Origin of the sequence: Comamonas antarctica (assembly GCF_013363755.1) — a bacterium.
Taxonomy (GTDB): Bacteria; Pseudomonadota; Gammaproteobacteria; order Burkholderiales; family Burkholderiaceae_C; genus Comamonas; species Comamonas antarctica.
Genome location: NZ_CP054840.1, coordinates 503,162 through 518,099, shown reverse-complemented (window position 1 = coordinate 518,099; position 14,938 = coordinate 503,162). Strand labels below are relative to the sequence as shown.

The following is a 14,938-nucleotide window of genomic DNA, read 5'->3' as shown; positions in this document are numbered from 1 at the left end:
GCGAACCGGTGCGCCGGTCAGCGCGTGGCGGTCATCAGGATCCAGCCGTCTTCGCTGTCCGCGACCTCGAGCTGAATATAAGGCGCATAGGCCTCTTTGAGCTCGTCGGCCTGGCGTTCGAGGATACCGGCGAGCACCAGGTGGCCGCCCGCGGCCACATGCGCGCACAACAGCGGGGCCAGCACCTTCAGCGGCGAAGCCAGGATATTGGCCAGCACCGTGCCATATTCGCCCTTTGCCTTGTCGGGCAGGCCTGCGGACAGCTGCACCTCGTTGGCCTGCGCATTCTGCAGCGTCGACTCCACGGCCGCGGTGTCGATGTCGACGGCATCGATGTCGACCGCGCCGAACTTGGCGGCGCCAATGGCCAGGATGCCCGAGCCGCAACCGTAATCCAGCACGCGGCCCAGCGATCCCTGCGGCTGGCGCGCGATCCAGCGCAGGCACATGCGCGTGGTCGGGTGCGTGCCGGTGCCAAATGCCAGGCCCGGGTCGAGGCGGATGCTGACCCTGGCTTGCTCGGGCAGTTCATGCCAGGTCGGCACGATCCAGAACTCGGGCGTGATGTCCACGGGCGTGAACTGCGATTGCGTGAGCCGCACCCAGTCCTGCTCGGGCACGTCGTTCACGCCCAGCACGGTGCAGCCGGCGAAGAAGTCCTGCAGGCTCAGCAGCTGGCGCGCTTCCTGGGCCAGTTCCTCGGTGGGAAACAGCGCCACCACGCGGCTGCGCTGCCAGCCATCCTTGGGCGGCGGCATGCCGGGCTCGCCGAACAGGGCCTGTTCGGCCTCGGTCTGCGCATCGGCGTCTTCGACCGACACGCTCAATGCGTCCAGCGCATCCAGCGCGTCGCTGATGGTTTCAACCCGGTCTTCCGGGCACAGCAGGGTCAGTTCAAACATGACGCCGTTCCTTGTAAAAATGAAAATGCCGGCCCCCGTTGCCAGAGGCCAGCATGTGCGGTCACAGCCCGATGGCCTGACTCATCGCTTGGGGTTGCGCAGCTGCAGCCACTCTTCCAGGTAATGGATGTTGGTGCCGCCTTCCATGAACTTGGCATCCACCATCAGGTCCTTGTGCAGCGGCACGTTGGTGTTGATGCCTTCGATCACGGTCTCCAGCAGCGCCGTGCGCATGCGCGCCAGCGCCTGCTCGCGGGTGTCGCCGTGGACGATGATCTTGCCGATCATCGAGTCGTAGTTCGGGGGCACGAAGTAGTTGGTGTAGACATGCGAGTCGACGCGCACGCCCGGGCCGCCCGGCGCATGCCAGGTGGTGATCCGGCCGGGGGACGGCGTGAACTTGTACGGGTCCTCGGCATTGATGCGGCACTCGATCGCATGGCCGCGCAGCTCGATCTGGCGCTGCGTGAACGGCAGCTTCTCGTCGGCCGCGACCATGATCTGCGTCTTCACGATGTCCACGCCCGAGATCATTTCGGTCACGGGGTGTTCGACCTGCACGCGGGTGTTCATCTCGATGAAGTAGAACTCGCCGTTCTCGTAGAGGAACTCGAACGTGCCCGCGCCGCGGTAGCCGATCTTCTTGCAGGCCGCGACGCAGCGCTCGCCGATGCGCTCGATCAGCCGGCGTGGAATGCCGGGCGCGGGCGCTTCTTCGATCACCTTCTGGTGGCGGCGCTGCATCGAGCAGTCGCGCTCGCCCAGGTAGACGGCGTTCTTGAACTTGTCGGCCAGCACCTGGATTTCAATGTGGCGCGGGTTCTGCAGGTACTTTTCCATGTAGACCGCAGGATTGCCGAACGCCGCACCGGCCTCGGCCTTGGTCATCTGCACCGCATTGATCAGCGCGGCTTCGGTATGCACCACGCGCATGCCGCGGCCACCGCCGCCGCCCGCGGCCTTGATGATCACCGGATAGCCCACGGCCTTGGCGATGCGCCGGATCTGCACCGGATCATCGGGCAGCTCGCCATCGGAGCCGGGCACGCAGGGCACGCCGGCCTTGATCATGGCCTGCTTGGCCGAGACCTTGTCGCCCATGATGCGGATCGACTCGGGGGTCGGGCCGATGAACTGGAAGCCGCTCTTTTCCACGCGCTCGGCGAAGTCGGCGTTCTCGCTCAGGAAACCATAGCCGGGGTGGATGGCTTCGGCGTCGGTCACTTCGGCCGCGGAAATGATGGCCGGCATGCTGAGGTAGCTCAGCGGAGACGGCGCGGGGCCGATGCAGACGGCTTCGTCGGCCAGCTTGACGTACTTGGCGTCGCGGTCGGCCTCGGAGTAGACCATCACGGCCTTGACGCCCAGCTCGCGGCAGGCACGCTGGATGCGCAGGGCAATCTCGCCCCGGTTGGCCACCAGAATTTTCTTAAACATGGAAGTCCTCGCGGCGCAGTGCCTGCGTATGGGCGCACGCCACAGTCATGGGCTCAGCCGGCGCCAGGGCGCGGCCGCTACTTGTTGCTTCACGCAGCATCGATCGCCGATCACTCGATCACGAACAGCGGTTGTCCGTACTCTACCGCCTGGCCGTTCTCGCCCAGGATGCGGGTGATCTTGCCGGACTTGTCGGCCTCGATCTCGTTGAGGATCTTCATCGCTTCGATGATGCAGATGGTGTCGCCTTCCTTGACCTCGGTGCCGACATCGACGAAGGGCTTGGCGCCCGGGCTCGACGAACGGTAGAAGGTGCCGACCATGGGCGACTTCACGACATGGCCGGACTCGGCGGCAGCGGCGGGTGCGGGCAGTTCGGCTGCGGGCGCTGCGGCAGGCGCGGCGGCAACAGGAGCGGCCACCGGGGCGGCGACATACTGCTGAACGATCTTGCCTTCGCTCTTGACGATACGGACCTTGCCTTCGGCTTCGGTGATTTCCAACTCTGACACGTTGGATTCAGAGACCAGGTCGATCAAGGTCTTGAGTTTTCGCAAATCCATGGGAGCTCCAGCGACTAAAACTTGTTAAGGGCGCGAATTTACTCCAATTTCGCCCTATTTCACGTTTCGTGGCACATTTTTCACCAACATCACCAGGGGGATTAGGGAAAAAAGCAATGTCGCGGGCTAGCTTCGAGCCCAATCGGCGAGATCCTGCGCGCTCAATTCGCCTATTTTACGTTGCCGCAACTTTCCATCGCTGCCCAGAAAGACCGTGAACGGCAGTCCGCCGTTGATATTGCCCAGTTCGCGCGTGAGCTGGCTGCCGTCCGCCGCCATGCCGACCGGGAATGCGAGCGGCTGGCGCTGCAGGAATTTCTGCACTGCCGGCTCCTTGTCCACCGCCAGGCCCACTACCTGGATGCCATGCGCGGCCTTGCGGCCGGCAAACTCGCTCAGCAGCGGCAACTCGCGCACGCACGGCGGGCACCAGGTGGCCCAGAAATTCACGATCAGCGGCTGGCCGCGCCATTCGGCAAAAGCCAGCGGCGCGCCATCGGGCGTGGAGAAGCTGCGCTGCCAAAGCGCCTCTTCGACCCCGGGCAGGGCCGCGCCGGGCGCCAGGCGCCACCAGGCCACGCCTGCGCCCGCCACGGCCGCCGCGGCGGCCACGCCGGCACCCAGCCACAGCCGGCGGCGCGGGGAATGCGTGGAAGAGGGATCAACGGACTGGTGCAAGGGATTCGTCATGATTTCCATTTTCTTCGGACAGCAGCCGGCGCACGGCGGCGGTATCGCCGCGCGGACTGCGGCCGCGCGCATCGGGCTTGAGCGCTCCGCGCAGATCGTCGAGATCGTAGACCAGCAGGTGCAAGCCGATGATCGCGCCCAGTTCGCGCGACATCACGCCCAGGCTCAAGGCCTCGACATCCTCGCCATGGAAGCCGGTCACCGTGCTCGGGTCGTAATCGACATGGTGGTTGATCAGCGCGATCTCCGCCGACTTGCAGTCATCGCAGAACAGCTGGATATAGATGTCGGACGCGCGCGTGGCGGTGCCGCGCCAGACCGCCCCACCCAGATGCGGGCGGAACTCGGCCATGCGCTCCATCCACTCCAGCGCCAGACGGCGCAGCGCGCGCAGTTCGGCGGGCTGCGTGTCGGCGCAGAACAGCGCAATGTATTCGCGCACCGCATCCTCGACATGGTCGTTGTCGGGCAGCGCGGTGCGCGCCGGCAGACCCAGTTCGCGCAGCGCACGCCGCTTGGCGGCGCCCCAGTCCAGGCCGTCCTCGACGACCAGGCGCGCAGCGGTGTGGGCGATTTCATCCATGAGTGAGTCTTGCTGCATATAGCCCCCCGAAAAACGCCAGTCCGGCAACCACCTGCAGCGCAGGCCTTGCCGACAGGATAACGGCATGGCGCCGTTCCGGCATGCCAGCGGAAATTCCAGATGCCGTGCGCCAGGCATGGGATGCAGGCATCACGCCATTAAATGCCCGGACCGGCTTTTTTTGCAACCCCTGGTGTCCGCGCACGACCCGCAGCGCCGGCCACCGCCGGGCCAAACGTAGAATCCCGGGCCATGCACATACATATATTGGGGATTTGCGGGACCTTCATGGGCGGCGTGGCCGCGCTGGCACGCGAAGCGGGCCACCGCGTGACCGGCTGCGATGCCGGCGTCTACCCCCCGATGAGCGACCAGTTGCGCGCGCTCGGCATCGAGCTGATCGAGGGCTATGACGCCGACCAGATCAGCCTGCGTCCCGACATGTTCGTGGTCGGCAACGTGGTCAGCCGCGCGCGCCTGCCCGACGGCCGGGCCAAGTATCCGCTGATGGAGGCCATCCTCGATGCCGGCGTGCCCTATACCAGCGGCCCGCAATGGCTCAGCGAGCATGTGCTGCGCGGCCGCCATGTGCTGGCCGTGGCCGGAACCCACGGCAAGACCACGACCACCTCGATGCTGGCCTGGATCCTCGAATGCGCGGGCCTGCAGCCCGGTTTCCTGGTCGGCGGCGTACCGCTGGACTTCGGCGTCTCGGCACGGCTGGGCGCGGCCACGCGTCCCGTTGCCGGGCCCGGCCCGGCGGGCGCCGAGCCGCTGTTCGTGATCGAAGCCGATGAATACGACACCGCGTTCTTCGACAAGCGCAGCAAGTTCGTGCACTACCGCCCGCGCACCGCCATCCTGAACAACCTCGAGTTCGACCACGCCGACATCTTCGACGACCTGGCCGCGATCGAGCGCCAGTTCCACCACCTGGTGCGCACCGTGCCTTCGTCGGGGCGCATCGTGACCAATGCGCTCGAGGAGAGCCTCACGCGCGTGCTGCACCAGGGCTGCTGGAGCGATGTCTGCGACTTCGGCTCGGCCGTGAGCGACTTCAGCGCCCAGGGTGAACCCAATGCCTTCGACGTGCTGCAGCGCGGCCGGGTCGTGGCCCGGCTCGAATGGGCCCTGGGCGGCGTGCACAACCAGCTCAATGCGCTGGCCGCGATTGCCGCGGCCCAGCATGTGGGCGTCACGCCAGCCCAGGCCTGCGCGGCGCTGGCGCGTTTCCAGAACGTCAAGCGCCGCATGGAACTGCGCGGCACGGTGCGCGGCATCGCGGTCTACGACGATTTCGCCCACCACCCCACCGCCATCCGCACCACGCTGGACGGCCTGCGCCGCTCGACTTCCAGCGACCAACGCATCCTGGCCGTCTTCGAGCCGCGCAGCAACACCATGAAGCTGGGCGCGATGAAGGCGCTGCTGCCCTGGTCGCTCGAAGGCGCCGACCTGGTCTTCTGCCACACCGCCGGGCTCGACTGGGACGCGGCCGCCGCGCTGGCCCCGTTGGGCGTGGGCCCGGGCCGGCGCGCACAGACCGCCGCGGACATCGACACGCTGGTGGAACAGGTCGCCGCGGCGGCCCGGCCCGGGGATCAGATCGTGTGCATGAGCAATGGCGGGTTTGGCGGCATCCACGCCAGACTGCTGGAGCGGCTGGGACGCCAAACTCCCTGAGGAGCCAGCACGGGCGTCGCCACTCGAAGGACCGCAGACATCGAGGGCCGGCCGTCCGTGGTTCGACGGGGTCGCCTAGACCGGGCCGCGCAGGCGGGGTCGCCTAGACCGGGCCGCGCAGGCAGGCTCACCGCGATCGGTATTAGCAAGCTCTCACCACAAACGGTTACTGGCAGGCTCACCACGAGCAGTTTGCTCCCAAGCCCGTCAGGAAACAGCGCCCTGGCAGCCTGGAAATATCAATATCCGACCGTCATCCCCGGCACATCCACGCGTACCACGGGCCGCGCCGTGACGCCGGTGGCGGCGCGCGCATAGGCAAACAGCCAGTCGGGGTCCGACAGGCGCCGCGCGCCTGCGGCGTGTGCGACCGTGAGCAGCTTGTCGGCCAGCAGCACCTTGCCGCTGGGCCGCAGCGGTTCGCAGTCGAGCGCGATGAACTGGTCATCGAGCCACTTGCGCGCGGCTTCGTGGCCCAGCGGCTCGACGCCGCGCAGATCGGCATGGAATTCCTGTTCGGGGGCCAGGGTCACGGTCACTTCGCTGTGCATGGGAAAAACCTTTGATCGGGAACTGAAGAAGCGGCGCGGCGCACCGGGATGCATCAGCTTAAACACAATCGCGACGCGGGCGCCAGCGGGTCAGCGAGCAGTGGCGGCGCGGGCTGGCTAAAATCGCCCTCCCTTTCTCACCACAGGCAATCCCCATGTCCCTCACTGCCCAGCACGCGGAAATCCGGGAGCAGCTCCAGGTCCTGCAGGAGCACCTGCAGGCGCTCGACCTGTGGTCTGCGGCGCCGCCGAGTGCCGAAGCCATGGCGTCGACCATGCCCTTCATGTATGACACGCTGGAATTCCACCAGTGGCTGCAGTGGGTGTTCGTGCCGCGGCTGCACGCCTTGATCGAAGCGGGCCGCCCCTTGCCCGGCAACTGCAACACCCATGCGCTGGGCGAGCATGAATTCGCGCGCCTGGCGCCGCGCGACGTGAGCGCGCTGCTGGCCGTGCTGCTGCGCATCGACCAGCGCCTCAACGCGGGCCCGGCGGGCTCAGGCTCCGGCCCGCACTGAGCCCGGCCCTCAGGCCAGCTCGGCCGTCGCCGCTTCGGCGGGCGCTGCCTGGCGCGCGCGCCGTGCCAGCACGGCCTGCGACAGGCCGGCCAGGGTCTGCACCGAATCGTCCCAGTCGATGCAGGCATCGGTGATGCTCTGGCCGTACTTCAGACCGCACACCTCGTCCTTGCCCGGCGTGAACTTCTGCGCGCCGCCATGCAGGTGGCTTTCGATCATCAGCCCGAAGATCGAGTCCGAGCCGCCGGCGATCTGCGCGCCGATGTCGCGTGCCACGTCCTTCTGGCGTTCGTGCTGCTTGGAGCTGTTGGCATGGCTGCAGTCGACCATCAGCGTATCGGGCAGGCCCGCCGCGCGCAGGTCGGCGCAGGCCGCGGCCACGCTGTCCGCGTCGTAGTTGGGGGTCTTGCCGCCGCGCAGGATCACATGGCAGTCCTGGTTGCCGGTGGTATTGACGATGGCCACCTGGCCGTTCTTGTGCACCGACAGGAAGTGGTGGCCGCGGCTCGCCGACTGGATGGCGTCGGTCGCGATGCGGATGTTGCCGTCCGTGCCGTTCTTGAAGCCGATGGGCGCCGAGATGCCCGAAGCCAGTTCGCGGTGCACCTGGCTTTCGGTGGTGCGCGCGCCGATCGCGCCCCAGCTGATCAGGTCGGCAATGTACTGGGGCGAGATCACGTCGAGGAACTCGCTGGCGGCCGGCACGCCCAGGCGGTTGATGTCGATCAGCAACTGGCGCGCGATGCGCAGGCCCTCGTCGATGCGGTAGCTCTGGTCGAGGTAAGGGTCGTTGATCAGGCCCTTCCAGCCCACGGTGGTGCGCGGCTTCTCGAAGTACACCCGCATCACGATCTCCAGCGTGTCCTTGTACTGCTCGCGCACCACGGCCAGGCGGCGTGCGTACTCCAGCGCCGCGGCCGGATCATGGATCGAGCAGGGGCCGATCACCACCAGCAGCCGGTCGTCTTCCCGCGCCATGATGTTGTGGATCGTCTGCCGGGTGTTGGCGATCAATGCCTCCACCGGGGTTCCACAGATCGGGAAGAAGCGGATGAGATGCTCTGGAGGGGGTAACACAGTGATGTCCTTGATACGTTCGTCGTCAGTCTGGCCGGTTTTGTGCACAGAGCTGCGATACCAGGAATCGCTGGAAGCGTTGGGAGCGGTCATCGTTGGCTTTCGTGGATTGCGTGGAAGGCTGGGGAATCGGGGGGCAAAAAAAAACCGCCGGGCTTTTCAGCTTCGGCGGTTTTCAGAGGTTTGTTTCGGGTGCTTGTGCGCTCGCCTCTCATCCGCCGGGGACCGAGAACCAAAAATAGGCAAAGTAAGCGCGTGCTGCATTCATAGGCACAAAATGTAGCACACCCCTATCGGACCACAATGCGCGCATGCGTTGCAACAAAACCACAAGACAATCAATAAACCTGCATTCATACTCAATTCATCAAGTTAAACGCAATTTTCATGCGATTAACGTCGTCTTTTAGACTGAATTCGGCATTTATCCAGAAAATTAAAAATCGCATTTTTGGCCTGAAATGCGGTCGGGACAGGCGACGAACATGTGGATGGACGCAAAAAAAAAGAGGGCCTCGGCCCTCTTCTACTGGATGTGCCAAAGACGTTCAGGCCGTGCCGCCCACCGTCAGGCCGTCGATGCGCAGCGTCGGCTGGCCCACGCCCACCGGCACGCTCTGGCCTTCCTTGCCGCAGGTGCCGACACCGCTGTCCAGGCGCATGTCGTTGCCGATCATGCTGATCTTCTTGAGCGACTCGGGGCCGCTGCCGACGATGGTGGCGCCCTTGACCGGGTACAGGATCTTGCCGTTCTCGACCCAGTAGGCCTCGCTCGCGCTGAACACGAACTTGCCGCTGGTGATGTCGACCTGGCCGCCACCGAAGTTGGTGGCGTACAGGCCCTTCTTGATGCTGGCGACGATTTCCGCGGGATCGCGGTCGCCGCCGGTCATGTAGGTGTTGGTCATGCGCGGCATCGGAATGTGCGCATAGCTTTCGCGCCGGCCGTTGCCGGTGGGCGCCACGCCCATCAGCCGCGCGTTCATCGAGTCCTGGATATATCCCTTGAGGATGCCGTCCTCGATCAGCACATTGCGCTGGCTGGGGCAGCCTTCGTCGTCGACATTGAGCGAGCCGCGGCGGTCGGCAATGGTGCCGTCGTCCAGCACCGTGACGCCCTTGGCCGCCACGCGCTGGCCGATGCGGCCGCTGAACGCGCTCGAGCCCTTGCGATTGAAGTCGCCTTCAAGGCCATGGCCCACGGCTTCGTGGAACAGCACGCCGGGCCAGCCCGGGCCCAGCACCACGGTCATCTCGCCGGCCGGCGCGGGCCGCGACTCGAGGTTGACCAGAGCCGCCTTCACGGCTTCGTCGACATACTGGCTGATCTGCTCTTCGCTGAAATACGCCAGGCCGAAGCGGCCGCCGCCGCCGGCCGAGCCGACTTCGCGCCGGCCCTTGTGCTCGGCAATGACGGTGACCGACAGGCGCACCAGCGGGCGCACATCGGCGGCCAGCGTGCCGTCGGCGCGCGCCACCAGCACCACGTCGTATTCGCTGGCCAGGCCGGCCATGACCTGCACCACGCGCGGGTCCTTGGCGCGGCCGAGCTGCTCGACGCGGCCCAGCAGTTCGACCTTGGCCGTGCTGTCGAGCGAGGCGATCGGGTCGATGCCCGGATACAGCGAGCGGCTCGAAGCGATCTTCGGGCGCACGAGCTTGGCGCGTCGGCTTTGCGCGGCGCTGGAGATGCTGCGCACGGTGCGCGCCGCGTCCAGCAGCGAGGCTTCTGAAATATCGTCGGAATACGCAAACGCCGTCTTCTCGCCGCTGACCGCGCGCACGCCCACGCCCTGGTCGATGCTGAAGGAACCGGTCTTGACGATGCCTTCCTCGAGGCTCCAGCCCTCGGCGCGGGTGTACTGGAAGTACAGGTCGGCGTCGTCGACCTGGTGCGAGCGGATCTCGGCCAGGGCGCGGGCAAGGTGGGATTCATCCAGGCCGAAGGGTTCGAGCAGCAGGCTGCGCGCCGTGGCCAGGCGTTCGATGGTGGGTTCGCGGGAGATCATGCGTGCATTGTAGGCACCGCCCCATGCCCTCTTTCGCTGCGGGCCAGCAAATCCCCGCGGGCCGCGGCCCTCAGCCCAGGCGCACGCCGGACAGGGCGCTGCGGCTCAGCGTAGCATCCTGCGGCAACTGGCGCTGCGAGCGCCCCACCGACATCAGCACGCCCAGCGCCAGCCCCAGCGTGACCATCGCCGTGCCGCCGTAGCTGACGAAGGGCAGCGGCACGCCCACGACGGGCAGGATGCCGCTGACCATGCCCATGTTGACGAACGCATAGGTGAAGAAAATCATCGCCACCGCCGCCGCCATCAGCCGCGCGAACAGCTGCTGGGCGCGCATGGCAATGACCAGTCCGCGCCAGACCAGGAACAGGAAGGCGACGATCAGCAGCAGGTTGCCCAGCAGGCCGAACTCCTCGGAATACGCGGCGAAGATGAAGTCGGTGGTGCGCTCGGGAATGAATTCGAGGTGGGTCTGCGTGCCGGCCATGAAGCCCTTGCCCCAGACACCGCCGGAGCCGATGGCGATCATGCCCTGCAGGATGTGGAAACCCTTGCCCAGCGGGTCGCGTGTCGGGTCGAGCAGCGTGCAGACGCGCGTCTGCTGGTACTCATGCAGCACCGGCCAGCGCACGCCCTCGGCGCACAGCTGCGGCTCGAACCAGACGATCAGCACGATGCCCACCAGTCCCAGCACCACCGGCGGCAGCACCAGTTTCCAGGGCAGTCCGGCAAAGAAGATCACCGACAAGCCCGCAGCCATGACCAGCAGCGAGGTCCCCAGGTCGGGCTGCTTCATGATCAGGCCCACGGGCACCAGCAGCAGCGCCATGGCCACGGCGAAATCGGCGCGCCGCAACTGGCCTTCGCGGCGCTGGAACCACCAGGCCAGCATCAGCGGCGTGGCGATCTTGAGCAGTTCGCTGGGCTGGATCACCACCCCCACGTTGACCCAGCGCTGTGCGCCTTTCTTGGTGATGCCGAACACCGCCACCGCAATCAGCAGCGCCACGCCCAGCAGGTACAGCGGCACGGCCACCTTCATGATGTGCTGCGGCGGCACCTGGGCGACGACGAACATCAGCGTCGCGGCGATCAGCATGTTGCGGCCATGGTCGACAAAGCGCGTGCCATGGTCGAAGCCCGAAGAATACATGGCGGTGAGGCCGATCGAGGCCAGCACCAGCACCAGCAGGATCAACGGCCCGTCAAAGCCGCGAAACAGCGGCACGATGCGTTGGAGGAGCGAGGGCTTGTCGAATTCTGCGGCGGACATGGGCGTGGATTATCCTTTGCCAGGCAATTCCATCGTCCGCCGCGGGCCAGCCCCTGATGCCATGACCACCACCCATCTGCTCTATCTGCACGGTTTTCGCTCCTCGCCACAGTCCGCCAAGGCGCGCCAGATGGCCGCGCATGTCGCGGCGCAGCACCCCGGCGTGAACTGGTGGTGCCCGCAGCTGCCGCCCTCGCCGCGCGCAGCCGCCGAAATGCTGCTCGCAGGCACGGCCGCGTGGCCGCAGGCGACCACGGCGGTGATCGGCTCGTCGCTGGGCGGCTTCTACGCGAGCTGGTTCGCGCAGCAGCGGCGCTGCCCCAGCGTGCTGCTCAACCCTGCGGTGTTTCCCGCTCGCGACCTGGAAAAGTACATCGGCGCACAGACCGCCTGGCACGACCCCGCGCTGCAGTTCTTCTTCAAGCCGGAATACATCGCCGAACTGCAGGCGCTCGATACCAACGCATTGCCCGCGGCCGCGCCCGAACTCGCATTCATCGCCAAGGGCGACGAAGTGCTGGACTGGCGCGAGATGCTGGCGCGCTACCCGCAAGCGCAGGTGGCTCTGCTCGAAGGCGGCGACCATGCGCTCAGCGACTTTGCGCAGCACATCCCCCGCATCGGCCGCTTTCTGGCGCTCGGCTGACCGCGGGCACGCGGGGAAATGCGCAGCAGCCACCCCGCGCCTCATGGGACAATTGCACGATGCACGCATTGTTTGAAGAAGCCGGCAAATTCCTCGCCGGCCGCATCCTGTCCGAAACCGACAGCTCCGCCCAGATCGAACTCGATACCGGCAAGCGGGTCAAGGTCAAGACTGCCCACATCCTGATCAAGTTCGAGAAGCCGGCGCCGGCCGAATTCATGGCCCAGGCGCAGGCCCAGGCCGAAGGCATCGAGCTGGACCTGGCCTGGGAATTCGCGCCCGAGGAAGAATTCGGCTTTGCCGAACTCGCACGCGACTATTTCTCGGAAAACGCCACGCTGGCCCAGCAAGCCGGCACGCTGCTGGCCCTGTACGACGCGCCGCACTACTTCCGCCGCGCCGGCAAGGGCCGTTTCCGCAAGGCCTCGGCCGAGATCCTGCAGCAGGCACTCGCAGCGATCGAAAAGAAGAAGCTGGTGCTGGCGCAGATCGACGAATGGGCCGCGCAGCTGGGCCGCGGCGAATGCCCGGCGCCGGTGCGCGAGCAGCTCTACAAGATCCTGTTCCGCCCCGACAAGAACGCGCCCGAATACAAGGCCGTGGTCGAGGCCAGCCGCGCCACGCACCTTGCGCCGCTCGACCTGCTGCAGCGCGCCGGCGCCATCGACTCGGCCTACGAGTTCCACTGGAAGCGCTTTCTGTTCGACAACTTCCCCAAGGGCACGGGCTTTCCCGCGCTGGCCGCGCCGCAGCCGCCGCAGGAGTTGCCGCTGGCCAATGTCCAGGCCTACTCGATCGACGATTCGCAGACCACCGAAATCGACGATGCGCTGTCGGTGCAGGGCCTGGGCACGGGCGTCGTGACGCTGGGCGTGCACATTGCCGCGCCGGGCCTGGCCATCGTGCCCGGCACGCCGCTCGACCAGCTGGGCCGCAACCGCCTGTCGACGGTCTACATGCCGGGCTACAAGATCACCATGCTGCCCGACGAGGTGGTGCAGGTCTACACGCTCGACGAAGGCCGCGCCAATCCCGCCGTCTCGCTGTACGTGCAGATCAATGAAGAGACGCTGGAATTCATCGCCAGCGAGACGCGCCTGGAGCGCGTGCCGGTGCAGATCAACTTCCGCCACGACAGGCTCGACCACATCGTGACCGAGGAATGGCTGGCAGATCCCGCGCTCGAAGTCGAAGGCACGCCCGCCGCGCTGCAGGAAAAGCGCAGCGAGTTCAGCTTCCTGCACCGCCTGGCAAAGCACCTCAAGGCGCAGCGCGAAGTGGTGCGCGGCAAGCCCGAAACCTTCAACCGCCCGGACTACAACTTCCGCCTGGCCAACAGCGCCGGCGGCGAACCCACGGGCCACGAGCAGGTGCAGATCACCACGCGCAAGCGCGGCGCGCCGCTGGACCTGATCGTCGCCGAGGCCGCGATCGTCGCCAACAGCACCTGGGGCAACCTGCTGGCCGAGCACGGCGTGCCCGGCATCTACCGCAGCCAGGCCAGCCTGGCGCCCGGCGTCAAGGTGCGCATGGGCACCAAGGCGCTGCCGCACGCCGGCATCGGCGTCAAGAGCTATGCCTGGGCGACCTCGCCGCTGCGCCGCTATGTCGACCTGGTCAACCAGTGGCAGATCATCGCCTGCGTGCGCCACGGCAAGACCGCGGCGCTGGCCGCGCCGTTCAAGCCCAAGGACGCCGACCTGTTTGCCATCATCAGCAGCTTCGACACCGCCTACAGCGCCTACAACGGCTACCAGGCCGGCATGGAGCGCTTCTGGACGCTCAAGTACCTGCAGCAGAACGCCATCACCGAGATCGAGGCCAGCGTCATCAAGGAAGGCCCGGGCGGCAGCTTCCTGGTGCGCGCCGAAACCCTGCCGCTGGTGCTGCCGGTGCTGGGCGCGCAGGGCCTGCCGCGCGGCGCGCGCATCAAGGTGCGCCTGGGCGAGATCGACGAGATCACGCTGGACGTCAACGGCACGCTGATCGAACGCCTCGACAGCCCTGAAGCCTCGGCCGGGGCCGCGGGAGCCGGCGCCGAGGAGGAGGTCGCGGAGGATGAGGACGACGCCGTTGCCGGCCCGATCGCCATTGCCGTCGACATGAACGAGACCGACACCACCACGCCACCCGCACCGTGAAACTCCCCGCCGCGCTCCGCTCCCTGACTACCTTGCAGATCGCGCTCGGTCTGTCGCTGGCGCTGCATGCGGCGGTGCTCACGGTGCGTTTCGTCCAGCCGCAGGCTTTCAACCGGGTGTTCCAGGACACACCGCTCGAAGTCATCCTGGTCAACGCCAAATCGCAGGAGCGCCCCGACAAGGCCCAGGCCATTGCCCAGGCCGCGCTGGCGGGCGGCGGCGACGCGGCCGCGGGCCGCGCGACCAGCCCGCTGCCCTACTCCGCGCTGACTGCGATCGGCGACGACTTCGAGGAAGCCCAGCGCAAGCTCGATGAAATGCAGCAGCAGCAGGCCGTGATGCTGACGCAACTGCGCCAGCGCGTGGCCAGCATGGCGCCGCTCGATCCGCGCGAGACCGCGCCCACGCCGCAGCAGATCAACGAGCAGGAGCGCCGGCTGCAACTGGTCAAGCTGCTGGCCGAGATCGAAAAGCGCATCAACGAGGAGAATGCGCGGCCCAAGAAGCGCTATATCAGCCCGGCCACGCGCGAAGAGGTCTATGCGGTCTACTACGACGCGCTGCGCCGCAAGGTCGAGGACAAGGGCACGCAGAACTTTCCCGAGCAGGCGGGGCGCAAGCTGTATGGCGAGCTGACCATGATCGTCACCGTCAACCACGACGGCCAGGTACTGGGCACCGAGGTCGTGCAGGGTTCGGGCAACGCACTGCTGGACAGCCGCGCCGCGGCCATTGCGCGCGCCGCGGGCCCGTTTGGCCACTTCGGCCCCGCCATGCGCGCCAAGGCCGACCAGATCGCCGTGGTCTCGCGCTTCAAGTTCACGCGCGAGCAGACGCTCGAGACCGACGTGCGCTGATCCCGGCA

General features: G+C 66.7%; 14 protein-coding genes. 5 read left to right on the top strand and 9 right to left on the bottom strand.

From position 1 onward, the window contains the following. Positions 1-17: 17 nt before the first annotated feature. The 5 genes from prmA to HUK68_RS02420 all read right to left on the bottom strand — a co-directional run bounded on the left by prmA (position 18) and on the right by HUK68_RS02420 (position 4,175). Positions 18-902, bottom strand: coding sequence for a 50S ribosomal protein L11 methyltransferase (gene prmA, locus HUK68_RS02440; protein ID WP_175502781.1), 885 nt, complete (start codon positions 900-902; stop codon positions 18-20). A gap of 81 nt (positions 903-983) precedes the next feature. After that, positions 984-2,339, bottom strand: a complete 1,356-nt coding sequence (gene accC, locus HUK68_RS02435) for an acetyl-CoA carboxylase biotin carboxylase subunit (RefSeq protein ID WP_175502780.1) — start codon at positions 2,337-2,339, stop codon at positions 984-986. Positions 2,340-2,449: 110 nt separating this feature from the next. Continuing rightward, on the bottom strand, positions 2,450-2,902 hold the full coding sequence (accB, locus tag HUK68_RS02430) for an acetyl-CoA carboxylase biotin carboxyl carrier protein (protein WP_175502779.1): 453 nt from the start codon (positions 2,900-2,902) through the stop codon (positions 2,450-2,452). Positions 2,903-3,028: 126 nt separating this feature from the next. Beyond that, a complete protein-coding gene (locus tag HUK68_RS02425) occupies positions 3,029-3,592 on the bottom strand; it encodes a TlpA family protein disulfide reductase (RefSeq protein ID WP_175502778.1) in 564 nt (187 codons plus the stop codon). Further along, positions 3,564-4,175 carry a hypothetical protein gene (locus tag HUK68_RS02420; protein WP_244146232.1) on the bottom strand — a complete coding sequence of 204 codons (612 nt, stop codon included), beginning with the start codon at positions 4,173-4,175 and terminating at the stop codon, positions 3,564-3,566. Before HUK68_RS02420 ends, HUK68_RS02425 begins: the two co-directional genes overlap by 29 nt. 252 nt (positions 4,176-4,427) lie before the next feature. Between HUK68_RS02420 and mpl the strand changes: the two genes are divergently transcribed. Next, positions 4,428-5,858, top strand: coding sequence for a UDP-N-acetylmuramate:L-alanyl-gamma-D-glutamyl-meso-diaminopimelate ligase (mpl, locus tag HUK68_RS02415; RefSeq protein ID WP_175502776.1), 1,431 nt, complete (start codon positions 4,428-4,430; stop codon positions 5,856-5,858). Between the two features lie 239 nt (positions 5,859-6,097). On the opposite strand, the gene HUK68_RS02410 is transcribed toward mpl, so the two are convergent. Next, complete coding sequence (locus tag HUK68_RS02410; protein ID WP_175502775.1) at positions 6,098-6,409, bottom strand: hypothetical protein; 312 nt, start codon at positions 6,407-6,409, stop codon at positions 6,098-6,100. A gap of 155 nt (positions 6,410-6,564) precedes the next feature. Here HUK68_RS02410 and HUK68_RS02405 point away from each other — a divergent pair, with 155 nt between their 5' ends. Then, a complete protein-coding gene (locus HUK68_RS02405; RefSeq protein WP_175502774.1) occupies positions 6,565-6,927 on the top strand; it encodes a YqcC family protein in 363 nt (120 codons plus the stop codon). Positions 6,928-6,936: 9 nt separating this feature from the next. Here the strand turns inward: HUK68_RS02405 and HUK68_RS02400 are convergent, their stop codons facing one another. From HUK68_RS02400 to rodA, 3 genes are all read right to left on the bottom strand, one after another. Continuing rightward, positions 6,937-8,097, bottom strand: a complete 1,161-nt coding sequence (locus HUK68_RS02400; RefSeq protein WP_175502773.1) for a 3-deoxy-7-phosphoheptulonate synthase — start codon at positions 8,095-8,097, stop codon at positions 6,937-6,939. Between the two features lie 455 nt (positions 8,098-8,552). Further along, entirely contained in the window at positions 8,553-10,013 is a 1,461-nt protein-coding gene (gene tldD / locus HUK68_RS02395) for a metalloprotease TldD (protein ID WP_175502772.1), read from the bottom strand. A gap of 70 nt (positions 10,014-10,083) precedes the next feature. Continuing rightward, entirely contained in the window at positions 10,084-11,286 is a 1,203-nt protein-coding gene (rodA, locus tag HUK68_RS02390; protein ID WP_175502771.1) for a rod shape-determining protein RodA, read from the bottom strand. 61 nt (positions 11,287-11,347) lie between these two features. Here rodA and HUK68_RS02385 point away from each other — a divergent pair, with 61 nt between their 5' ends. Genes HUK68_RS02385 through HUK68_RS02375 form a run of 3 tightly spaced genes read left to right on the top strand, consistent with a single transcriptional unit; the run spans position 11,348 to position 14,930 of the window. Then, positions 11,348-11,932, top strand: coding sequence for a YqiA/YcfP family alpha/beta fold hydrolase (locus tag HUK68_RS02385; protein WP_175502770.1), 585 nt, complete (start codon positions 11,348-11,350; stop codon positions 11,930-11,932). A 59-nt stretch (positions 11,933-11,991) separates the two neighbouring features. Beyond that, positions 11,992-14,073, top strand: coding sequence for a ribonuclease catalytic domain-containing protein (locus HUK68_RS02380; protein ID WP_175502769.1), 2,082 nt, complete (start codon positions 11,992-11,994; stop codon positions 14,071-14,073). Beyond that, positions 14,070-14,930: an energy transducer TonB gene (locus HUK68_RS02375; protein WP_175502768.1), complete on the top strand. Its 861-nt coding sequence runs from the start codon at positions 14,070-14,072 to the stop codon at positions 14,928-14,930. Before HUK68_RS02380 ends, HUK68_RS02375 begins: the two co-directional genes overlap by 4 nt. The last annotated feature ends 8 nt before the right edge of the window (positions 14,931-14,938 follow it).